Consider the following 21,854-nt stretch of genomic DNA (forward strand, 5'->3'; position numbering starts at 1 on the left):
TCGTTGTGCGCAGTGCAGGTGTCAGTCCTTGACCGCGCCGGCGGTCACGCCCGCGGCGACGTACCGCTGGGCGAGGACCAGCAGGATGGTGGCGGGGATGGAGGCGACCACGGCGGTGGCCATGATGGCGTTCCACTGCTGGTTGTTGTTGCCGATGTACTGGTAGATGCCGAGCGTGATCGGCTGGTGCTCGCCTCCGCCGTCGAGAGTGGACGCGAAGACGAAGTCGGACCAGGCCCACAGGAACGCGAACAGCGACACGGTGACGATCGAGTTGCGGCTGACCGGTAGCACCACCGACCAGAACGTGCGTAGCCGGCCAGCCCCGTCGACCACGGCGGCCTGCATCAACTCCTCCGGTATCCCGGACATGAACGCGGTGAAGATCAGCACGCCGAACGGCACCGCGATCGTCGAATCAGCGAGGATCAGGCCGGGTACCGAGTTGAGCACGCCGAGGTGGAGGTAGATGGCGTAGAAGCCCATCGCCATGATGATCCCGGGAATCATCTGCGCGACCAGCAGTACGAAGCTGAGCGCGCCGCCGCCAGCCGGCCGCAGTTTCGCCAGCGCGTACCCGGCCGGAGCGGCGAGGGCCACGGTCAGTGCCACGGTACCGAGCCCGACCAGCAGGCTGGTACCGAGGTAGGGCAACTGCTGGTCGAGCACCGCCCGGTACCCCTCGAGCGTCCCGTCCACGGGGAACAGGTGCGGCGGGTCGGCCCGCATGTCGCGGTCGCGGGTGAACGACACATTGATCATCCAGTAGACGGGGAAGAGCATCAGCGCGGTCAGCGCGAGGCCGACGCCGGTCTTCCACCACGTTCGTCGGGTCGGCTGCCTCATCGCGGGTGCTGCTTCCGCTGGAGCCGGATGTAGACCAGCCCGGCGACCAGGGCCATGACGATCAACAGGTTGCCCACGGCCGCGCCGGGCCCGAACGCGGGCAGCAGGTTGCCGAACCCGAGCCGGTACGACCAGGTGGCGAAGGTCGTGGAGGAGTCGGTCGGGCCGCCCCTGGTCATGATCCAGATGATGTCGAAGACTTTGAGCGTGTAGATCAGCCCGAGCAGGAGCGAGATCGCCGACACCGGGCGTAGTAGCGGAAACGTGATCCGCCAGAACCGCTGCGGTCCGGTCGCGCCGTCCAGCGCCGCCGCCTCGTAGAGGGTGGCCGGGATCGCCTGCAGGCCGCTGTAGAGCACGACCAGGTTGAACGGGATGCCGATCCAGACGTTCGCGATGATCACCGAGACCAGCGACCACCGCGGCGAGGTGAGCCAGTTGACCGGCTCGACGCCGACCACGCCGAGCGCGGCGTTGACCACGCCGGCGTCGCTGTTGAGCATCCACGACCAGGTCGACGCGGACACGATCAAGGGCAGCAGCCAGGGTACGAGGAACAGCGCCCGCAGCGTACGCGACAGCGGGAAGTGTTGATAGAAGAAGACCGCGAGCGCCAGGCCGATGGTGAACTGGAAGGCCAGTGACACGACGGTGAAGACCACCGTGTGCAGCAGCGCCGGGCCGAAGGTCGGGTCGGACAGGACCGTCTGGTAGTTGTCCAGCCCGGCGAACGGGGCGCCGCCCTGGACGAATGACCGGACGGTGTAGTCGCGCAGGCTCAGCTCGACGTTGCGATAGAGCGGGTAGGCGTAGAACGCCAGCAGGTAGACGGTCACCGGGGCCAGAAACGCCCACGCCGCCCACCGGCCGCCGGATCGATGCCGGCGGCGCCCCGGGCGCGCGGGCGGGGCGACGGTCGCCGCCCCAGCACGGCGCGCTGACACCAGCGTCGGGTGGCTGGCCATCGCTACCTGGTCGCGGCGGCGGCGGTGGTCTGCGCGGCGGACAGTGCCTCCTGCGGCGCCTTCGCGCCGCTGAGCGCGGCCTGCACCGCGGTCCACAGCGGCTCGGAGATCTTCGGGTACCTGGTGCCCAGGTTGTCGCCGGTGCGTCCCTTGGCGGCTCCCACCGCGTCGACCCAGACCAACAGGTCGGGGTTGGCCGCGACCTGCTTGTCCTGCACGGCCGCGACCGGTGCGATGTACGACAGCGTGGTGTCGGTGGTCAGCAGATTGTCGGCGCTGGTCAGGCAGCCGACCAGCTTCTCCGAGGTCGCGTACCGGCCGGTGTCGCTCTGCACGGGGATCGAGACGAACTCCCCGCCGGTGGGAGCCGGCGCCGTGCCGCCGCCGCTGGCGGGGATCGGGATGATTCCGTACTCGAAGTCGAGCTTCTCCGCGTTGGCCAGCTGCCAGGTGCCGTTCTCGCCGAACGCGTAGTCACCACTGGCGAACTCCTGCCAGCTCGTGGTCTGGGTGTTGTTGATGACGGAGTTCGGCGCGTACCCCTTCGTCAGCCAGTCCGTCCACAGTGTCAGCGCCGAGACCGCCTGCGGCGAGTCCAGCGCGGTCAGCCGCGCGCCCGAGCCCCAGAACCACGGCAGAAACTGGAAGCTGCCCTCCTCGGTGCCGATCGCGGCGAACGTGATTCCCTTCTTCCCGGCGGCGTCGACCTTGGCCAACGCCGCGGTCAGCGACGGCCAGTCCACCACCTTCGCGACGTCCACGCCGGCCGCGGTCAGTACGTCCTTGTTGTAGTACAGGGCCAGGGTGTTCGCGCCGATCGGGACGCCGTACGTCCTGCCCCCGACCTGTCCGGCGCCGAGCAGGTTCGGCTGCATCGCCGACGTGTCGAGCTTCGTCTCCTCGGTCGCGGTGAGCGCCCCCGCCTCGGCGAGCGTGGAGACCACCGGGTTGTCGATGATCAGTACGTCCGGCGAGTTGTCCTGCTGCGCGGCCAGCAGGGCCTTGTTGGTCAGGTCGGTGGTGTCGTAGCCGGTCCGCTCGACCGTGACCCCAGCGGAGGTGCCGCAGTCCTTGAGCAGCTTCACCCACCCGGAGTCGTCGTTGAACTGCGGATACGGGTCCCAGATGGCGTAGCTGCCGCCCCCGGATCCGTCGGACGCGCCGTCGGAGGACGAGCAGGCGGTCGCGCCACCCGCGACCGCGACGGCGACCAGCGCGGCGCCCACGGTGCGCCACCTGCTGGAGGATGTCTTCATGTGATGCCCCTCTTGACGTTGGACCAGTGCGAGGGCTGGCGGGCCAGCCGGAACGGCGGCAGAACGGCGTCTGCACGGCGCCGGGTGCGCAGCGGCCGGCCCAGGTCGGACGCGGCGGACGTGCCAGATCGTCAGTGTGAGCGAATCGGTTCGGCGAATCGGTTCGCCAGAACATAGGACGGCCGCTCGTCGCCGGTCAAGGGGCTGGATTGGCCTAACCTCGCCCCAGAAGCACGGGCCGTTACCCGGACGACACCATATTGACACGGCTGAGAGGCGAGTCCTAGGCTCGCCAACGAACCGATTCGCCACTTCTGCCGCCCCCAGAGACGGACCATCCCGGCGCTACGTCAAGCTCCTCGTACGTCGCGCCGCGCCGAACCGATTCGTGAGGAGTGCGAGATGAACATCGGCGAGATCGCCCGCCGGGCCGGGGTGTCCCGCAGCACCGTCTCGTACGCCCTCAGCGGCAAACGGTTCGTCTCCGAGCAGACCCGCCAGCGCATCCAGGCCGTCATCGACGAGCTGGACTACCGGCCCAACGCCGCCGCCCGCGCCCTGAAAGAGGGCCGCACCCGCACCCTCGGCCTGGTCATCCCCCCGGCCAGCCTGCGGCTGACCGACATGCAACTCGGCTTCGTCGCCAGCGTGGTCGAGGCCGCCGCCCGCGCGGACCTCGACGTGCTGCTCTCCCCCTCCGGCGGCGACCACGACCGCTCCTTCGAACGGATCGTCAGCGGCCGGCGGGTCGACGGTGTGATCCTCATGGAGATCCGTCTGGAGGACGAACGCGTCACCCGGCTGCAGCAGACCGGCCTGCCGTTCGTCACGATCGGGCACACCGCCCACCCGCACGGCACCTGCTGGGTCGACGTCGACTACACCACCTTGATCGCCCGGTGCGTGCACCACCTGGCCGACCTCGGCCACCGCCACATCGCCCTGATCAACCGGTCCACGGAACTGGTCGCGGCCGGCTACGGCCCGGCCCAGCGTGCCCTGACCGGCTTCACCGAGGCCATCACCCAACGCGGCCTGACCGGCGTCGACCTGTGCTGCGCCGACGACGCCGCCGGCGGCGAGGCCTGCCTCGAACAGCTACGCGACCAGCACCCCGACGTCACCGCCATCGCCACGATCAACGAGGCCGCGCTGCCCGGCATCCAACGCGCCCTCGAACGTGCCCGCATCACCGTGCCCAGGGACATGTCGATCGCCGGCGTCGCCGCACGGCACTGGGCCGAGGACTTCCGCCCCCCGCTGACCGCCGCCGACGTGCCGACCGAGATGGGCAACCACGCGGTCGACCTACTCCTGGAACGCATCGCCACACCCGACGCGCCGCCCCGCCACCTGCTGCTCACCCCGCCGATCTCGCTACGCGAAAGCACCGGACCGGCACCCACCAGGTAACCCCCAAGATCCGCCCGGGACGCGCCACTAGCTCGCCCCGCGCTCCCGGCTGCCCGGCACCCGTCCACCCCCACACCCGAAGGAGCCACCGTGACCCCCGCGACCCCACGCCGAGCAAGACGGCTCGGCACCCTCGCCGTCGGCATCCTCGCCGTCTCCCTCGTCCCCCACGCCGCACCCGCACAGGCCGCCGACGAGTCCATCACCGTCAACTTCTCGATAGCCGGCGGCTCCCCGACCTACCGCGCCTCGGGCTGGATCTACGGCATGACCGAGAACGCATCGGGGCCGGCCGACAACTTCTACCGGGACGTGAAGTTCCGGTACATGCGCGCCGGCGGCGCACAGCTCGACAGCCCGGGCGGCTGGGTCTCCGGCCGCTACGACCGCCGCTGGAACTCCACCCTGGCCCAGGCACGCCGCACGATCGCCCTCGGCGGACAGTTCATCCTGCTCCCGCACGACCTGTGGGGCGCCGACGGGTACCCGATCTCCCGCTTCCCCGGCGACAACGGCAACTGGACCGACTACGACGCCTTCCTCACCCGGCTGATCAACGACGTCCGGGCGGCCGGCATCACCGTGCAGTGGGACATCTGGAACGAACCGAACCTCGGTCTGTTCTGGAACCGCCCGCAGGCCCAGTACTTCGAGCTGTGGCGCCGCACCTACCAGCGGCTCCGCGCCGCGTTCCCCAGCCAACTGATCGTCGGCCCGAGCTGTGCCTGCGTCCCCACCACGACCGGCGCCTGGTGGGGCCAGTACCTCGACTTCATCAGGTCCACCAACACCGTGCCCGACATCATCAGCTGGCACAGCCTGCCCGGCGACCCGGTGGCCAACGTCGCGGCGGCCAACACCACCCTCGACTCGCGCGGCATCCCGCACCCACGTCCCTACCAGATCAACGAATACGGCTCGCCGAGCGAGCAGAACCCGGGCGACGGATCCTGGTACATCGCCCGACTGGAACGCGCCGGCGCCGACGGGCTACGCGCCAACTGGGCCAGCAGCGGAAACCTGCACAACGACCTCGGCAACCTGCTCGTACGCAACTCCGCCGGTCAGCACCAGCCCAAGGGCGAGTGGTGGGTCTACCGCTTCTACGGCTCACAGACCGGCCAGATCGCGTCCGTCACACCCAGCCGCGCGTACGACGCCTTCGCCACCAAGGCGACCGGGGTCGGGAAGATCCTCGTCGGCGGTGGCGGCACCACCGGCAACATCGCGGTCAACCTGCAACGCCTGGACACCACCAGCGGCCTCGTGCAGAACAACCAGATACGGGTCCTCGCACAGCGGATCCCGTACAACGGCGGCGGCGCGGTACAAGGCCCGGTAACCATCCAGAACTCGGTGGTGACGCTGTCCAACAACGCCACGACGATCAACCTGCCGCATACCAACGCCGACGAGACCTTCACCCTCACGCTGCTGCCCCCGTCGGCCAGCGGCTTCCAGTCCGTCGCCCAGCAATCCCGGAGGTGACGTCCGACGGCAACGACGCGCACGATTACCAGCTCGTCGCCCGGCCGGCGGCAAGCGCGTGGACGTGAGCGGGACCTCGACCCCGGCGCGGGCGCGGGTCCACCGATGGACCTACGACGCGGCCAGCCAAGCCGGCCCGCCCCACCAGACCTGGCGGCGGTGGGGCCGTTGACGCCACCGCAGCACGGCGCTGGGCCGCCATCCCAGGCGGTCCAGCACCTGCCGGCCGGGTGTTCAACACCAGCAGGCCGCCGTGCGCGGGCTCGACCAGTGGTACGGCGCGTGACCCGAGTCCGCTTCCCCGGTCGCCGGAGGGTCTTGCGGCACTTCATCGGGCCAGGGCGGGTTCGACCTGCGCTCGGTGGGAGGTCGATGCTGTTGTCGAGGGTGTCGGCGGACACCGGCGCGGTCTCCACGTCGAGGGCTACCGGGAGGGGACGAGGTCGTACCGGACCCAGGGGTCAGGACGACCGGCGCAACTCGTCCAGAATCGCTCGGGCGGCGGCGTCGTTGTGCCGGAAGGTCGGGGCGTCGACAGCCGGCGGTGCGAACGCCATCGCGTGCCGGCCGTCGGTGTAAGGGCCGAGCGCGAACCGGCGTGGATGTGCGGTCCCGGTCCGGTCGATGATCCGGGAATCGGCCGACGCCACCCGCAGGCGGCCGGTGGGCACCAGCACCCCGCCGCAGTCCACGACCGCCGGTACGACGTCGCCGACATCCCGCAGGTCGCGCAGCAACGGATCGGCGAACCGGTCCAGGGTGGCCGTCGGCAGGCGTGCCTCCACCAGGACACGCGCCCCGACGGTCTCCGGGGTCGTGGCAGCGCCCGCCCGGTACACCCGTCGGCGGTCGTCGGGCGACACCCACATCCGCTCGCCCAGGAACGAAACCACGCCAGCATCGGCGACCGCACGCAGTTGCTCGAGCCGGTGAGCGGGCGGCCCGGTGGCGAGGTGGCCGAGGAGGCCTGGCCACCAACCCTGCACCTCGGTGCGCACCGATTCGGCGGAGAACCGGCCGGCCGAGGCGAGCCGGTCCAGCTCACCCCACACGGACATGGCGGCGAGTAGCCCGCCGAGGTCGCCGCTGCGGGCGGGGTCGGTACGGCGGCGGGCCGACCGGGTCAGCCACCGGCGCAGGTACGGCTGAAGTTCGGCCAGCGACCGGGCACGGATCCGGCGGAGCGGCCGGTCCAGGCGGGCCAGGTCCAGCGTGTCGGCCCGGTCCGGTACGGCTCGACGGACCAGTTCGACGCGCCTGGCGGAGTACCAGTCGAGTGCGGCGTACCGGTCGGCGAACTCGGCGAGGGGCAGGGCCGTGCGCTCCGGATGCGTGCTGAACAGCTCGTGATAGTAGCCCCAGCCCAACTCCTTGGCCATCGCCGGCCACACCGCGGTGGCGAAGTCGAGTGGGCGTTCCGCGTCCAGCAGCGCCCCGGCCTCGAAGAACCGGGGTAACGTCGGCGGTTCGCCGGCCAGCCGGTACCCGAACTTCGCCAGGTGTGGGACGCCACGCCGCGACCCGACCAGCAGGCGTGGCTCCCGACCCGACGGCCGGTACCGCAGCACACCCCCGCCGTCGCGGTGGTACTCGCCGCCCCGTCCCTCGGTGACCAGCACCATCAGGTCCACGAAGGTCAGGCCCAACCCGCGCACCAGTACCGGTTCACCGGGCGCGAGCGCGCTGAGGTCAGCGTCGGCGGGGTTGCCGGGTGGCAGGTAGGTCAGGTTGTACCGGGCGGCAAAGTCCCGCAGCCGGACCTGCTCGGGATCGAGCTCCGCGCCCAACTGCCCGACCGCGAGCACCACAACGTCGGCGAGCAGCGGCTCGGTGCCGCCGTCCAGGTAGAGCCGTTGCTGCCCCCGGCGGTCGCCCCGCAGCGCCCGGACCCGGGTCGGGTGGACGCGGACCCGGGCGGCGGGGCCGAGTTGCTCCACGGCCCGCTCCCACACCCAGCTCAGGTAGCGGCCCTGCGTCGCCCGGGTGGCGAAGTCCTCGGCCCCGATGCAGGCCCACTGGGCCAGGGTCGGACCGGACCGAACCGGACCGGCGCAGGTCGCGCTCGGATCGGTGAACATCGTGACGTTGCCGGCCGCAGTGTTCAACCTCAACAGTGCCGACTGGTCGACCCGCCAGACCCGCCCCGACCCGGCCGGATACGGATCGACCAGGTGTACGTCGAGGGGCCCGTTCCCCAGCAGTTCCGACCGGCTCGCGCCAAGTCGCTCCATCAGACCCACCGCCCGCGGCCCGGCGCCGACCACCGCCACGGTCACCGGCGCCCCGGTCACCGGTCCCCCGGTGCGGTACCGTCCGGTACGGGCGCCTCCGCACCTCCGCTGTCCGGTACGGGCACCAGCCCATGACAGCCGACCAGCAGAGCCAGCAGCTCGCGTACGCCTTCCCGGGTGGCCGGCAGCGGTGCGGGACGGTCCGGACGGGCTGCTTCCGGGCGGGCCCTTCCCGAACCCGCGCCACGGACGAGGTCGTCGAGGAGTACGCCGACCCGCACCACCCGACCACCGGCCAGCGATGCCAGCAGTCGCCGCACCCCGGCCGGCCGGACGGCGGTGTGCAGGACATGCCCGTTCGCCGCGAGCATCGTCCCGGTCCCGGCGGGCGACCACAGCAGCGGAACCTGCGGCGCCACCTGCACCGGGGTGGAGTCGTCGAGCCGGCGCGGTGGGGCCGGCGCCGGCACCGGCCGGAAGCCGCCGGCGGTCCAGAACCGCAGCGACAGCGCGGTCGTCCGATCCCGCAATCCACCGCCGTGGGCGAGGTCGCGCAGCGCGGCGGTCGCCTGCCGGAGGCTGGCCGGCAGCGCGTCCGGCAGCCGTCCGTCCGGTCCCGGCCCTGGGGCGTACGGCGCGGCCGGCACCGGTTCGAGCTGGTCGAGGCCGGCGGTCGAGTCGCCGATCCGGACCGGGTCGACGTCGGCAAACAGCTCCGGCGCCGCCAGCACACCCGAGGCCTCCCGGGGAATCCCCACGTTGACACTGGTCGCCGGCTCCGCCCCGGCGCTCTCGCCAACGTGGTAGTAGCTCGCCGGCCAGTACAGCAGGTCGCCGGGGCCGACCTCGACGGCGAAGGACTCCGGGCGGTAGCCGTCGTAGTCCAGCACCGTCGTCACCGGCGCGGACCACGGCCGGTCGGCCCAGAACCGCATCCGTTTGCGGCCGCGCAGGCCGAGCATGAACGTCCCGTACCGGTCCCGGTGCACGCCCACCGGGCTGTGCTCGTACGTGCCGTGGAACATCGTGGTGATCGCGCTGACGTACGGCAGCCCGACCCGCTGCCAGAGCGGCGCGAAGAACGACCGCTGCCGGCTCCACAGTCCGTAGTCGAAGGCGTGGAAGCAGTTCATCACCAACGCGTACCGTCGTCCGCCGAGCAGGACAGCCAGCCGCTCCTGGTAGCCGTCGAACGACCCGTCGTCGTCGACCGGCAACTGGTCCCCTGCCTCGACCCGCTGGAGTCGTTCGACGGTGAACTGCGCGTTCGGGGTGAGCGCCGGTCCGTTGCGAGACGGCTCGGCCGCCCGCACCGCGGTTCGGAAGGTCGCCGTCTCGTCGAACGGCGGGTTCGACACCCCCCGATACAGCACCGGCCGGCAATCCCAGTAGGACGAGACGAAGGTGTCCCAGTTCAGGTCGCCGTCGACCACCGCCAGGTCGGGCATCCTCACGGCTCCTCCCCCGCCGGTGCGTCCAGCACCTCGATGCCCCGCAGCCGGTACAGGGTGGTCAGCAGGGCCAGCGCACCCGGATCCGGCGTACCGTCCCCGGACGGGCCGGATACGTCGGCGACCCGGACCGGGACGCCGAGCGGGAGTCGACGCAGCAGCGACCGAGCGGCGCCGCGTACGACGAACGCATGCCCGTGCACCGCCCAGATCCAGCCGGACCGGACCTCGCGCATCCGGACCACCTCGGCGGTACGCCGTACCACGGTTCGGGCAAAGAGCTGGACCGGTTCCCTGGCCGGCGGTACGGGTTCGAGGCCGCCCGCGCTGACCCGGGCCGCCCAGCGGACCCGTAACGTACGGGTCAGTTCCGCCGCCGTGCTCAGCTCCCGTACCGCGGTGGCGGCCCGGGCCAGCGGGTCCGCCATCGGCACCGGGCCGATTCCGTCCGGCGGCGGCACCGGCAGGTACGGCACCACCTCGTCGGTGGCCGGACCGTCGCCGGCCAGTTCGACGGCGGTGTCGTGCACCGCGCCTACCGCGAGTCGGGAGTCGCTGGGCACCCGGAGCAGCAGGGTCAGGCAGTCGTCGGCGAAGGTCTCGGCGTAGGGAAGCCCGGCCGGCCAGTACGCCAGGTCCCCCGCCCCGGCCCGGCACCGCACCGCGCCGGCTACCCGGACCTCCAGCCGACCGCGCAGTACCCAGACCAGCACCGCGTGCCGAGAGTCCCGGGTCAGCCCGCCGGTACGGGTCACCCCGTTCCCGAAGGCCAACTCGGCCCGGACCGGTACGACCGGGAACCCCACCCGTCGCCAGAGTCCGTCGATGCTGTTCCGGACCCGGAGCCACCCGGCGAAGTCCCCGAACAGCGGCTGCTCCACGTCGAGCAGCCAACCCTGTCCGGCTAGTTCGGCGCCGAGCCGGCTGCGGTAGCTGTCGGGATCCGTGTCGGCGGCACCGGGCAGGAGGTCGCCGGGCGCGCGGATCCGGCCGCCGGCGGTGCCGAACCGCACGTCGGGCAGGACGTGGAACCGGGTACCCGCGCGGAACGGCGCGCTCGCCTCGGCGATCATCCGGTACGCGTCCGGGACGGTCAGCGGCGCTGCCATCGGTACGACCGCCGGGGCGACGTTCCAGCACCGCTCGGCGAACCCGGCCCAGTCGTCAAGGGTCGGCCCGTCGAGGGTCGGCCCGTCAACGTGTGGCCCGTCAAGGGACGGCCCGTCAACGTGTGGCCCGTCAACGGTCGGCCCGTCAACGGGCGAGGTCTCGGGCCGCACCGTCGACGAGCGGGCGCCGGAAGGCTGGGCCACACTCCCGCCGGCAGGCGACCGAGTGGTCGGCGACCCGGTCACACTCCGCACCCGCACGGCGCCTCCTCGCTCGTCCTCAATGGATCGTGACGGTTGGTACTCGGCAGGTAGCGGTTCCGCAGCCGGTGTGCGTAGCGAACCAACGGCTCCAGCCGCATCCGCCGGCGACGTTCGTCCACCGTCTCCGGACGCTCGATCGGGTACGGCACCAGCACGCCGTCCCGCTCGACGAACTTCGTGCCGAACAGTTGCGGACGACCCTGGCGGACCCGCAGCGCGTCCGTCAGGTACGCCACCTGCCGCCACGGCACCTCGCCGCGCCGCGCGGCGGTCCGCACCAGTCGGAGACAGCGCCGGTGGTGTGCGATCGGGACCTGCGCGTGCTGGACGAGCCGGCAGGCTGCCTCGGACGCCGCCGGGCCGACCAGCGCACGGGTCGGCCACCCATATCGGCGTACCACGTCGCCGAGCCAGGCCGAGGCCGCGTCGGTCAGGGTCCGTAGCTGTTCGGCCAGCGCCGGATCCGAGCGGCCATGCACCAGCCGCGACCGGAGGGCCTTGTCAATCCGGTGGACCCGCAGCAGCCGCCCACGGACCTGCCCCCAGTCGGGCACGTCCGGCTCCGCCGATTCGCCCGACGCTGCCGGTCCGACCGCCTCGCCCGACCGCTCCGGCGCGTTCGACCCGGCCGCCCCGTTCGGCGCTTCCGCCATGACCGACAGCGGGTCAAGGCGGAGCCGTACCACGTTGGCGGTCCAGACGAAGGTAATCCGGTGCCCCTGCTCCGGCCAGTCGAAGCTGACCTCGCCGTGCTGCGCGTCGGTCAGCCGTACCTCGACGCCCCGCCGCGGATCCGTCAGGGTGGGCCCGGGCAGGTCGGGGAGGACGTACTCGATGGCATCCCGCAACGCGACGCCCAGCGCGACCAGGTCGAGGTCGGCACCGGTCCGCACCGCGGCGGACGGGGAGGACCGGCGGTCCGGGCCGAGCCGGGTGCCGGCCGGCAGGGTACGGAACCCGTGGCTCGGCGGGGCGAGCCGGCGCAGCGGGCCGCCGGCGGCGGGGCGGACGAAGTACGGCACGTCCAGCTCCCGTAGCTGCGCTAGCTCGCCGGTACCGTACCGGATCGCCGGGTCGTCGGCCCGGGGTGCCGCGCCGCCGCCCGAGTAGCGGCGGCGGCGGATCGCGTCGAGGTAGTCCACGGTCGGCCGGGCGAGAACCCGGACAAAATTGTCCCGGCAACGCCGCTCGACGAACCGGGCGATCCGGACCCGCTGTGTGCAGGCGAGCGTCCAGAGATCGAACATGCCACGCAGGAACTCCGTCAGGTACGGCCCGTAGCCGATTCCGCCACGGCTGTCCGCCACCACCGACCGGGCCTCCCGCCGGGTCCAGGACCGGTCCGCGCGGCAGAGCTGGTATCCGCCTTGGCAGCCGGCTCGGAGGTACTCCAGCGAACCGGCGATCGTGCACCAGCGTGCCTCGCGCTCGATGCCCACGTGGTGGTGCCCGCCGTTGACCGGATCCATCACCAGGCCGGTCTCGGAGAGCCGGCGCACCGGAGAGAAGTAGACCTCCAGGTCCACCGGGTAAAGCATCGGGGTCCGGTCCTCCGGCCGGGCGCCGGCGAGCAGGTTCTGCTCGAACAGGTCGGCGAGCCCGAAGGCGAAACAGGCCGCGGCCAGAGAACCCGCCCGATGCCAGAAGTCCCCGGCCTGGCGTACCGGGAGCCGGGTACCGGACAGGCGACGGCTGCCGGAACGGCGCAGGGTCCCCCACTGGGCCGGGTGGTCAATCCACTCCTGCCAGAGGTAGGCCTGCCGATCCCGGCCTCGGCCACGCCAACACCGCAGCACCGGAAGCCGCACAGGGCCGGAAACCGCGGGCAAACGGTTCAGCAGCTCGAACACCGAGCCGTCCCGGCCGGGGCTGCCCTGGGCCAGGAAGAGCAGCTCGCCGTTTGCCGGGCGGGGCTTGTACGCCACCGCCCCGCCGCCGTGCAGCCGTACCCGCAGAACCCGTTGCCGGCCGTTGTGCGTCTCCTCGCCCTGGGCCTGGAGTTCCACCACCGGACCGCGGAACTCCGGCCGGTCCGGCCAGCCCGCGTCGATGTCCCGGCGCAGCCGTCGCAGGAATGTCGCCAGGAACGCGGCGTATCGTGCGGCCTCCTCGGCGGCGAGACGGCGGGTGTGGGTCAGCCTCCCGGCCGCACAGGCCACGAACATCTCGGCGACCACGGGGCCGAAAAGCTCCGCGTTGGTCACGGTAAGCAGTTCCGACCGCAGCACCTCGCGGTAGCCCGGAGCGGTACGCCTGCACCACTGGTCGAGCCGTTCCAGCAATGCCAGCAGCGGGCCGAACTGAGGCTCCACCAGCACGGACGCCAACCAGGACGCATCGGCGTCGCCGGCAAGTCGACGGGTCGCCGTCAACGACGCGCCATCCGGGGACGGCGCGGCCACCGGCGGGAACAGGCCACCTCCGGTGCCGGCCCGTACTGCGGACAGCACCTCCCGGGCCACCGGCGGCAGGGCGTCGGTCCTGGCGGGTCCGGTTGCCAGGGACGTCGTCGCGACAGCGGTCGGCGACGGCTCCCACAGCACACCCCTCACCTTGCTACCCCCTCGTCCTCGGTCAGCCGAAGCCCGGTGCTGTTCCGCCGGTCCCGGAGTCGGACCGGCAGAACAGCATCGACAAAATCGACGGGCAGCGGACCTTGGCTCATCGCCGCCAGAATCCGCTGCCCCGTCGCCATGCAGCGCCGAGGTCAGGCGCAGTACATGGCGCCCGGCGCGCAGGAGGTCGGGTCAGCCTTCGTCCGGGTCGGGATCGTCTTCTCCAGCTCGCGGACGATGACACTGAGCCGGTTCGCGCTGCCCGATGCCGCCTTGTTGGTCGTGGTCTTCCGGACCGCACTGCTTCTCATGGCACGTCTCCTCTCACCGAGGGTCCGGCTACCGAAGACCGGACCCGAAAACGGAATCAGTCTCGCCGTAAGCGCTGTCTACCTGCTTTCATCTGGCTTACAGAGCGCCATCGACCATGGACTGCCATATCTGTCGCGCGCAGGCACGCGCAGACCCTCCGACCCCAGCCCACAGACATCCGCGGGGCCCGGCGAGCGCCTACAGCCACACGAGGAGTCTGAAACGCCGGCCCAACGTCGAGATCGTCCTGAGCATCGAGGTGCTGCCCCGGCGGTCCGCCGAGCGACCGGCGCGCCGGCAGCCCGGCAAGTCGGACAGGCCAACAGGCAGCGGCCGCGGCCACGGCCACGGCGAGCGGTTAGCCTGCCGTCATGAGCGCCGAACTGGATGAGTTGATCGTCGCAGACGCCGACGCGCTGCGCGCGTGGTTGTCGGCCAACCACGCCACGTCGCCCGGCGTCTGGCTCGCCCTGACCAAGAAGGGCGGCACAGTCACCACGCTGACCTGGCAGCAGGCGGTCGACGAGGCCCTGTGCTTCGGCTGGATCGACGGGCAGGCCCGCAGACGGGATCAGGAGACCTCCTGGATCCGGTTCACCCCTCGCACGCCCCGCAGTTCCTGGTCACAACGCAACGTCGCCCACGTGGCCCGGCTGGAGGCACAGGGGCGGATGCTGCCCCCGGGCCGCGCCGCGGTGGAAGCCGCGAAGGCCGACGGGCGGTGGGCGGCCGCCTACGCCCCACCGTCGGAAGCCGAGATGCCGGCCGACCTCCTCGCCGCCATCGCCGCCGATCCCGCCGCCCAGGCCATGTTCGACGTACTCACCAGAACCAACCGGTTCGCCCTCATCCATCGCGTCAATGCCGTCAAACGGGCGCAGACCCGTGAACGAAAGATCGGCGAGTTCGTCGCCATGCTGGCCCGCCACGAGACGATCTACCCGCAGAAGGCCAAGCCTCCGACCTCGCCGTAATCGACATCTTCATGATCAAGTGCACTCACGTGCCGCCGAGCGGGCGCGGTGACAGGTCGCCTACAAGTCACACAGGGTGACAGCCCTGGCTGGCGTGTTGCGCACGGTCATGCCGATGCCAGTGCGGCGCCCGCTGCGGTGGATACCTGGCGACGGCGTTGCTAAGGTAGCTGTTCCAGATCAATGGTTCGCCTCTCCTGACCGTCCGGGGGAAAGGCGGAAGTCGACAGGGCGGCCTGAGGGTCGCCGTGCTTGTCGCACAAAACCGCTCCGTCGTACGTTGTGTCTGGGCCGTCTTTTTCGTCAATGGAGTCGTGCTCTCCAGTTGGGCTCCGCGAATCCCAGAAGTGGCCCGACACCTCGATCTGAGCGATAGCGAACTAGGCGCTGCCTTGTTCGGCGTCGCCGCCGGTTCCGTTCCCGCGCTGCTACTCGCCGGACGGATCCTTCACCGCATGGAGCCGGCCCGGGTCTGTGTCGTCACTGCGCTGGTCTTCAGCGCGGCGCTCCCATTGATCGGCGTGGCCGGCGGCGTCTGGCAACTGACCGCGATACTGATGGTGCTCGGCGCGGCGAGCGGCGTCCTCGACGTCGCTATGAACACGCTCGCCATCACCTGCCAGGAGCGATCCGGCCGCCGGGTGCTGTCTCGCATGCACGGCGGATACAGCCTCGGGGTGCTTGCCGGAGCCGCAGGTGGCGTCGTGGCAATTCGACTCGGTGCCACCGTAGCTCTACACCTCGCAATTGTCGCGACCGTCCTTGCCGCCATCGTTCTGGCCAGCGCTATAACGCTGTGGCCGCATGACCATGGCGACGCCGGACGGCAGTCCGTGGATACCCGCGCCGGCTCGCCAACCGGACGGTGGGGCATTCCGCTGACCGTCGCGGCTCTCGCCGTCTGCGGCCTGCTCGTCGAAGGCCTGATCACCGACTGGTCGGCCCTGCTCATCAGCCGCGATCTCGGTGCATCGGACACCACAGCCGCCACCGCCCTGGCCATCTTCAATCTGGCGATGTTCATCTCCCGCTCGATCGGCGACTCCGTGCTCAGCCGGTTCGGCGAGGGTCGGCTTCTGACGACAACAGCCGTCTCCACCGCCTTCCTGATCACCGTCGGGTTGCTGATCGCTCAGCCTTTAGTCATGGTCCTGGCCATCGGCTTGACCGGACTGGCCATCGGACCGATCTTCCCGCTAGCCGTCCAGGCCGCCAACCGGTCCACTCCCGGCCGGGCGGCAGCGATGACGGCGCGGGTCAGCGCCGTCGGCTACATCGCCTATCTCGGCGGGCCGCCGCTGGCCGGATTTGTCGCCGAAGCCGTGGGCCTGCCCGCCGCCTTCGCTGTCGTCACACTTGTCTGCAGCGCAGGGATCGCCGTCGCTCGCCGCAGGCCGGCACAAGCCATGACAGAGCGCTGATCTTTCAACGGAGGGGCATCCGCTCATGGCACAGTGCGGCTGGTGCCTGCCGGACGGGATGTCAGCCCTGGACTGCGGCTAACCTTCCGCGGCTTCCAGTTGTTCCAGTCGCCGCAGCACCGCCGGTGGCAGTTCGTGTGCTTCGAGACGGTACCGCTTCCAGCGGTCGTTGGAGCCGTCCTTCATCGACGCACTGAAGCGATACCGGCCCTTGCTACTGGGCTCACCGAGAGTCTCCGCATAGACCGTGCTGGGAACGAGCCATGCCTTCATCACGATCCCATGGACCACGTCGATCGCGACGAACAGCATGTCCAGGTCTTCTCGGGGGACGAACGTCTGCGACCGCACGAAGGCGACGAAGCCTTCCGACTGGATGCGCTTGCTGTCGGACATCCGAGCCTTGACCTGGACGGCGAGCGTTCTGGTGGAGCCGCGCCGATGAAACACGAGGTCTACCCCCTCGTCATCGACGAGGGAGGTGGATACGTTGAGAGCCCCTCGCGTCGCAAGGATGCAGAACGCCGCGACCAAGTGTTCAGCCGCCTTCCCCATGCGGCCGGCGTCCGCTGACTTCTGGGTGTAGTCGTAGTCCGCTTCCTCGTCCACGAGCCTAACGTAGCGGCCTTCCAAGCAGTGAACCCTTTTCAACCTGAACCGCGCGGCGCGCACGCACCGCGTCCGACGCTGTGGTCCGACGGACCGCAAGGGGAGGTTGAGAAAGGTTCACGTGGTGACGACGTCTCATGCCACAGAGCAGGCGCGGTGGCGGGCTGCGCGCGGGGTCACAGAGCGTGGCGGCGTACGGCTGGCGCGCAGCGTCCGCTCATGCTGATGACCTGGTACGTGATCTTGGCTGAGTGGACCGGTCGACCTAGCCTGGGCCGTCTCCCGAGATTGTCAGGTGACCTGACTAGGGGCTTGTATCTCAAGCCGCTTGAGATCGCATAGTGGGCGTCGTGGACATGAACGAGCTGTACGCCATCGGGGATGTCGCCCGGCGGACCGGCCTGAGCGTCAGCGCCGTCCGGTACTACGCCGACGCCGGTGTCGTAACGCCGGCCGCCAGTACCCCGGCCGGCCACCGCCTGTACGACGTGTCGGCCATCGCCCGGCTGGAACTGGTCCGGACGCTACGGGAACTCGACGCCGGCCTGGACGAGATCCGGCGGGTGCTGGCCGGCGAGGCGACGCTGCGCGAGCTGGCCGCCACCCACCTGGCTCTGCTGACCCGGCAGGAGGCACGGCTGCGCAGCCGTCGCGCGGTGCTGTCGGCCATCCTGCGGCAGGACTCCACGGCCGAGCAGGTCACGCTGATGCACAAGCTGGCCGGCATGCCGGACGAGGAGCGCGACCGGCTGATCGACGAGTTCTGGACCGACGTCTCCACCGGCTGGGAGCCGCCGGAGCGGATGGTCGAGTGGTGGCGGGCAGCCCGGCCGGAGCTGCCCGAACATCCCACCGCAGCCCAGCTCGAGGCGTGGATAGAGCTGGCCGAGCTGGTCCGCAACACCGAGGTCCGGCAGGCCGTGCGTCGTGAGCTGTACGAGGTGTGCACCACCGGGGCCGGGCCGCTGATGACCTCATCGCCGATGCTGGACACCCTGGAGGCGGCCACGCCGATCGGCCAGGCGGTGATGGACGCGGCGCGGGAGCGGGTGCCGCCGGACTCGCCGCGGGGGCGGGAGATCGCCGACCGGTGGATCGGGTGGCTGACCGGCATCTTCGCGACACCGGACAGCCCCGGGATGCCGGACACGCCCGAGTTCCGGATCCAGGCGGCCGACCACATGCTGGCGGGCGCGGAGTGGGACCGCACCCCGCCCGAGCCGGAGGGACCGTTCGACCGGTACATGGCGCTGGTCACCGCCGTGAACAACGCGCCGCCGGAACGGTTCCCGTTCGAGTGGCTGGCCGCCGCACTGCGCGCGTCCGCCCTACCGGCTACCTGATCGGCGGTACGCGGCTCAGCCGGTTGGCCTACCCCCAGTCGATGTGGCCCATCGGGCCGGATTCCTGCGCATTGCAGAAGTGACCGGCGAGCACGGGGTCGCTTCGGATCCATCCCTGCTGGCCGGCCAGCCTCCTGCGGTCAGCGCTCGATGCTCAAGGCGGGACGGCAAGCTCACGTCATGTCGGGTCGCGCACCGCCCTGTCGACAGGAGCCCCAGGTCGCCGGTGCTTCGTCACCTATGCCGACCACCGTCGTGCCGGATCCGATCGGCGCGATGGCCGCAGGCGGGCTCGGCTGCATCCGCTACTGCCGAGAACCGGGCATCCGACCATGTTCGGCAAGCTGCGAATACAGGCGCTACTGGGCGTTCCACAGGCTGGGGTCGTCGTAGTGGCTTTTGGCGCCCTTGCGTAGGACTGCCCGCAGCTGGGCGAGGCCTTCGGCGTCGGTCGGAAGGCGCAGGTGTTCCAGCAGAGTGAGCGTCTCCGCCGGTTGAAGGTCGCCGTAGACCGCGTGATAACCGGCCAGCAGACCGTGGAACACCGCCGGGTGTAGCTCACCGACAGTCGCGGCGGCTCGGAAGATGTCGTGCTTGTCGGCCCAGCAAACCGTGCCCGAGTCCTCCAGTACGTGGCGGGCGCGGCGGTGCAGCGGACCGTGGGCCAGCCGCGGCAGGCGATCCTCCGCCGCGAGACGGCGTACGTCGTCGCCGATCATCGCAGCGAAGGCGGCCTTGGAAGTGCCGCCGACAAACCAGTACGTCCGTAGGGACAACCGCAGATTCTCGATCGGATCGGCTACTTCCATACGTGCACGGCAGCCGGCCCAGAACGTGTCGATGACCGCCGGATCAGCATGGTCGACGACGTACGCGTTCAAATGGGTCAGCACCTCGAACTCGCCGGTCAGATCCAGCAGGCCCAACGCGGTGCGGACACGCCGTACCGGACCCGATTCGTCGTCGAAAACCATCGGGTACGCGCAGGCGAAAGCCACGTCGTCGTTCGACATCTCCGTCACGCCAGACGATTTGCTGTCCAGCCAGCGGCCGGGGCCGACCGGTGTTATCCCCGCCTCGGCCAGCCACTGCAGGGCCAGGTCCGCATCTGACGTACGCATGCCGTGGAGTGTGTACGCATCCAGAGCGAATCTCCATCAGATAGCGAGGTCCCTCGCGAGATCCACCGACTCGATGCTGATCGGCTACGTCGCCGTCATGATTCCCGATCCAGCCACTCCTTGTCGGCAAGGTCAGCCATCCGCTTCTACCGCCGTCCGAGTGTGACAGCCGTCGGGCGGCGCGCTCGAGCCGGTCAGCTCACGCGGGGCCGTCGAGATGGCCGACGTCCGTGCAGCCCGACGCGACGCGGACGCGATACCCCCAGTGCCGTAAGACCTGGGCGATCTTCGCGGCGCCGGCCGGGTTGACGGAGTGGGTTCGGAGCGGGCTGCCCCACACGGCCGGCCGGTCCGACAGCGACCCGTCCTCGACCGCCGGGAAAGTCACGGCCGCCGGGCGGCGATGATCGTCGACCAGGTCCAGCGCCAGCCTGACCAAGGGTTCGAGGCGGGCCGCCCCACACGACTGGCCGGATCGTACGAACCCTGCCGGCGGGCCCCCGTTCACCGCCGCAACGCCCACCGTACTCGGCTTGCTAGCGACGGGCTCGTGGATCGTGGTCGCCGCCGCATCGGTAGCCAGCCGCCGTACTCGATGCGGCAGGGTGATGGTCGGTGAGGCGGTCGAGGGCGCCGGCGCTGGCCTCGTCGGCGGCGAGGTAGACGATCAGCCGCTGCTCGTCGGGGTCGGGCAGCTGCAGGTTCTCGTACGCCAGCCGGAGCTGCCCCACCTGCGGGTGCGCCCATCGCTCGACGCCGGTGCGCGTGGGCAGTGCGGCCGAGCCTTCGAACCGGTCGCGGAAGCGGGCGCCGGCAATGATGGTCAGTTCCTCGGCGAGTAGCGCTGCGTGTGGGTCGCCGAGCGCGGCCGCGGTCCGCAGCGCGGCGGCCCGGTCGTCGGCGAGCGTGTCCCAGTCGGGGTGAGCATCGTGCGCCCGAGGGTGGGTGAATATGTATCGGGCCAGGTTCGGCGGCTCTGCCTCCAGCAGCCCGGTCGGGCCGGCCAGCCTCGCGAACCCGGCCGTCCACGCGAGCAGGTCGCCGGGTTGGTTGGCGACCAGCGCCGGTGCGGGCTCGAGCCGGTCCAGCAGCGCCTGCACGGTCGGGCGCACTGTCCGGGCCGGTGTCGTGGCGGCCGCGTCGCATGCGCCGCCGCCGGCGGCGGTCTTCGCTAGCCGGTACAGGTGGATCCGCTCGTCACGGGACAGCCCCAACGTCTGCGCGAGCGCGGCGAGGACCTGGGCGGACGGGCTGCGGTCGCGCCCCTGCTCCAGCCGGGTGAGGTAATCCACGCTGACGCCGGCGAGCGTGGCCAGCTCGGCCCGGCGCAGCCCGGGTGTACGGCGCCGGGTTCCGTCCGGGAGCCCGACCGCCGCCGGCGGGACCGCCTCCCGGTGCGCGCGTAGAAACGCGCCCAGCTCTGCCTCTCCCATCAGCGGTGATTGTATTCAACGCGAGCCTAGCCCTGCCAAGGCTAGGGAAACCGCAGCCTGGCCCGACACCCCTGGCGCCGGGACGCTTGCAGGCATGAGCACCTTCACCGACGGTGGGCACGCGTCCCTGAACGGGGCGCCGCTGCGCGGGCTGCTCGGGTGGCTGGCCACGGTCGGCCCGGAGGTCGCGCCGCACGTCACCCCGCTGGGGTGTCTCACGAGCGCGGTCACGAGGCGCTCGTGACCGGCAGCCGCGTCGGCACCACCTTGGCGGCGAGCAAGCGGTTCATGCCCGAGCGAGAAAGATCTAAGGGAGTAGGTTCGTGATCCAGATCGCGATCATTCTGGGCAGCACCCGCCCCGGGCGCCGGGCAGAGGCCGTGGCCCGGTGGGTCACCGAGGTCGCGGGCCGGCATCCCGCCGTCAAGGCGGGGCAGGCCAGCATCGAGCTCGTCGACCTGGCCGACTACGGGCTACCGCTGTTGGACGAGCCCCTGCCCGCAGCCTCCGGTTCGTACCAAAATCCACACACCAAGCGGTGGGCGGCCACAATCGACAGGTTCGATGGGTTCGTGTTCGTCACCTCGGAGTACAACGGCTCCATGCCCGCCGCGCTCAAAAACGCCATCGACTACCTGTACGCGGAATGGAACCACAAGGCAGCCGGGTTCGTCAGCCACGGGGTAAACGGCGGCATCCGCGCCGTGGCACAACTACGACAAATCATGGGCGACATCAAAATCGCCGACGTGAACCCCCAAGTCGCACTCCTCACGTATACCGACTTCGACCTCACCGGCTTCGACGCCACCGACATCACCACCTACGCAGGCGTCTGCGCCCCCGGCGAACACCACGAAACCGCCCTGAACACCATGCTGGACGAAGTCCTCACACGGTCCCACGCCCTCCGAGCGCTACGGGGCCCCACCGTGAGCGCCGATCCCCGGCCCGGGCCGACCTGATCCACGCGCTCTACTCTGCCCGACACCTCAGATGGACGTCTTCCAGATCGAGGTCATGGCAGAGGCCACCCGGATCGCCGACGCGCTACCTGCACGAG

General features: G+C 70.7%; 18 protein-coding genes and 1 pseudogene. 7 read left to right on the forward strand and 12 right to left on the reverse strand.

Annotated features, from left to right (window positions below; all coding sequences use genetic code 11):
- Nucleotides 1–21: 21 nt before the first annotated feature.
- The 3 genes from ACQEVC_RS36600 to ACQEVC_RS36610 all read right to left on the reverse strand — a co-directional run bounded on the left by ACQEVC_RS36600 (nt 22) and on the right by ACQEVC_RS36610 (nt 3,067).
- Nucleotides 22–846 carry a carbohydrate ABC transporter permease gene (locus ACQEVC_RS36600; RefSeq protein ID WP_432887358.1) on the reverse strand — a complete coding sequence of 275 codons (825 nt, stop codon included), beginning with the start codon at nt 844–846 and terminating at the stop codon, nt 22–24.
- Nucleotides 843–1,682, reverse strand: a complete 840-nt coding sequence (locus ACQEVC_RS36605) for a carbohydrate ABC transporter permease (RefSeq protein WP_432887361.1) — start codon at nt 1,680–1,682, stop codon at nt 843–845. Before ACQEVC_RS36605 ends, ACQEVC_RS36600 begins: the two co-directional genes overlap by 4 nt.
- Before the next feature lie 131 nt (nt 1,683–1,813).
- A complete protein-coding gene (locus ACQEVC_RS36610; protein WP_432887364.1) occupies nt 1,814–3,067 on the reverse strand; it encodes a sugar ABC transporter substrate-binding protein in 1,254 nt (417 codons plus the stop codon).
- Between the two features lie 402 nt (nt 3,068–3,469).
- On the opposite strand from ACQEVC_RS36610, the gene ACQEVC_RS36615 reads away from it, so the two are divergent.
- Both ACQEVC_RS36615 and ACQEVC_RS36620 read left to right on the forward strand, forming a co-directional pair.
- Complete coding sequence (locus tag ACQEVC_RS36615; protein WP_432887367.1) at nt 3,470–4,480, forward strand: LacI family DNA-binding transcriptional regulator; 1,011 nt, start codon at nt 3,470–3,472, stop codon at nt 4,478–4,480.
- A gap of 90 nt (nt 4,481–4,570) precedes the next feature.
- Nucleotides 4,571–5,968 carry a beta-xylosidase gene (locus tag ACQEVC_RS36620; protein ID WP_432887370.1) on the forward strand — a complete coding sequence of 466 codons (1,398 nt, stop codon included), beginning with the start codon at nt 4,571–4,573 and terminating at the stop codon, nt 5,966–5,968.
- 461 nt (nt 5,969–6,429) lie between these two features.
- Here the strand turns inward: ACQEVC_RS36620 and ACQEVC_RS36625 are convergent, their stop codons facing one another.
- The 5 genes from ACQEVC_RS36625 to ACQEVC_RS36645 form a co-directional block, all read right to left on the reverse strand.
- Nucleotides 6,430–8,259, reverse strand: a complete 1,830-nt coding sequence (locus ACQEVC_RS36625; protein WP_432887372.1) for an FAD/NAD(P)-binding protein — start codon at nt 8,257–8,259, stop codon at nt 6,430–6,432.
- Nucleotides 8,256–9,647: a JmjC domain-containing protein gene (locus tag ACQEVC_RS36630; protein ID WP_432891910.1), complete on the reverse strand. Its 1,392-nt coding sequence runs from the start codon at nt 9,645–9,647 to the stop codon at nt 8,256–8,258. The genes ACQEVC_RS36625 and ACQEVC_RS36630 overlap by 4 nt, the downstream gene beginning before the upstream one ends.
- Before the next feature lie 2 nt (nt 9,648–9,649).
- Nucleotides 9,650–10,963, reverse strand: coding sequence for a hypothetical protein (locus tag ACQEVC_RS36635; protein WP_432887375.1), 1,314 nt, complete (start codon nt 10,961–10,963; stop codon nt 9,650–9,652).
- A 38-nt stretch (nt 10,964–11,001) separates the two neighbouring features.
- The gene (locus tag ACQEVC_RS36640; RefSeq protein ID WP_432887378.1) at nt 11,002–13,566 is read right to left on the reverse strand and encodes a DUF4135 domain-containing protein; all 2,565 of its coding nucleotides are present in this window, start codon (nt 13,564–13,566) and stop codon (nt 11,002–11,004) included.
- 164 nt (nt 13,567–13,730) lie between these two features.
- Complete coding sequence (locus ACQEVC_RS36645) at nt 13,731–13,889, reverse strand: hypothetical protein (protein WP_432887380.1); 159 nt, start codon at nt 13,887–13,889, stop codon at nt 13,731–13,733.
- Nucleotides 13,890–14,261: 372 nt separating this feature from the next.
- Here ACQEVC_RS36645 and ACQEVC_RS36650 point away from each other — a divergent pair, with 372 nt between their 5' ends.
- Together ACQEVC_RS36650 and ACQEVC_RS36655 are read left to right on the forward strand one after the other, a co-directional pair.
- The gene (locus ACQEVC_RS36650) at nt 14,262–14,864 is read left to right on the forward strand and encodes a YdeI/OmpD-associated family protein (RefSeq protein WP_432887383.1); all 603 of its coding nucleotides are present in this window, start codon (nt 14,262–14,264) and stop codon (nt 14,862–14,864) included.
- A gap of 248 nt (nt 14,865–15,112) precedes the next feature.
- Nucleotides 15,113–16,285, forward strand: coding sequence for an MFS transporter (locus ACQEVC_RS36655; protein ID WP_432887386.1), 1,173 nt, complete (start codon nt 15,113–15,115; stop codon nt 16,283–16,285).
- Nucleotides 16,286–16,363: 78 nt separating this feature from the next.
- Here the strand turns inward: ACQEVC_RS36655 and ACQEVC_RS36660 are convergent, their stop codons facing one another.
- Nucleotides 16,364–16,894, reverse strand: a complete 531-nt coding sequence (locus ACQEVC_RS36660) for a hypothetical protein (RefSeq protein WP_432887389.1) — start codon at nt 16,892–16,894, stop codon at nt 16,364–16,366.
- A gap of 350 nt (nt 16,895–17,244) precedes the next feature.
- Here ACQEVC_RS36660 and ACQEVC_RS36665 point away from each other — a divergent pair, with 350 nt between their 5' ends.
- Nucleotides 17,245–18,237, forward strand: a complete 993-nt coding sequence (locus ACQEVC_RS36665; RefSeq protein ID WP_432887391.1) for a MerR family transcriptional regulator — start codon at nt 17,245–17,247, stop codon at nt 18,235–18,237.
- Nucleotides 18,238–18,596: 359 nt separating this feature from the next.
- Here ACQEVC_RS36665 and ACQEVC_RS36670 read toward each other — a convergent pair whose 3' ends face one another.
- From ACQEVC_RS36670 to ACQEVC_RS36680, 3 genes and pseudogenes are all read right to left on the reverse strand, one after another.
- A complete protein-coding gene (locus tag ACQEVC_RS36670) occupies nt 18,597–19,358 on the reverse strand; it encodes a hypothetical protein (protein ID WP_432887394.1) in 762 nt (253 codons plus the stop codon).
- A gap of 199 nt (nt 19,359–19,557) precedes the next feature.
- Nucleotides 19,558–19,674 (reverse strand): annotated as a pseudogene (locus ACQEVC_RS36675) (cyclic-phosphate processing receiver domain-containing protein); the annotation flags it as partial.
- 220 nt (nt 19,675–19,894) lie between these two features.
- Entirely contained in the window at nt 19,895–20,791 is an 897-nt protein-coding gene (locus ACQEVC_RS36680) for a helix-turn-helix transcriptional regulator (RefSeq protein ID WP_432887397.1), read from the reverse strand.
- Nucleotides 20,792–20,885: 94 nt separating this feature from the next.
- On the opposite strand from ACQEVC_RS36680, the gene ACQEVC_RS36685 reads away from it, so the two are divergent.
- Entirely contained in the window at nt 20,886–21,035 is a 150-nt protein-coding gene (locus ACQEVC_RS36685) for a hypothetical protein (protein ID WP_432887400.1), read from the forward strand.
- 79 nt (nt 21,036–21,114) lie between these two features.
- Nucleotides 21,115–21,756 carry an NADPH-dependent FMN reductase gene (locus ACQEVC_RS36690; RefSeq protein WP_432887403.1) on the forward strand — a complete coding sequence of 214 codons (642 nt, stop codon included), beginning with the start codon at nt 21,115–21,117 and terminating at the stop codon, nt 21,754–21,756.
- The last annotated feature ends 98 nt before the right edge of the window (nt 21,757–21,854 follow it).

Source organism: Plantactinospora sp. CA-294935, from assembly GCF_050936445.1.
In the GTDB taxonomy this organism is placed as follows: domain Bacteria; phylum Actinomycetota; class Actinomycetes; order Mycobacteriales; family Micromonosporaceae; genus Plantactinospora.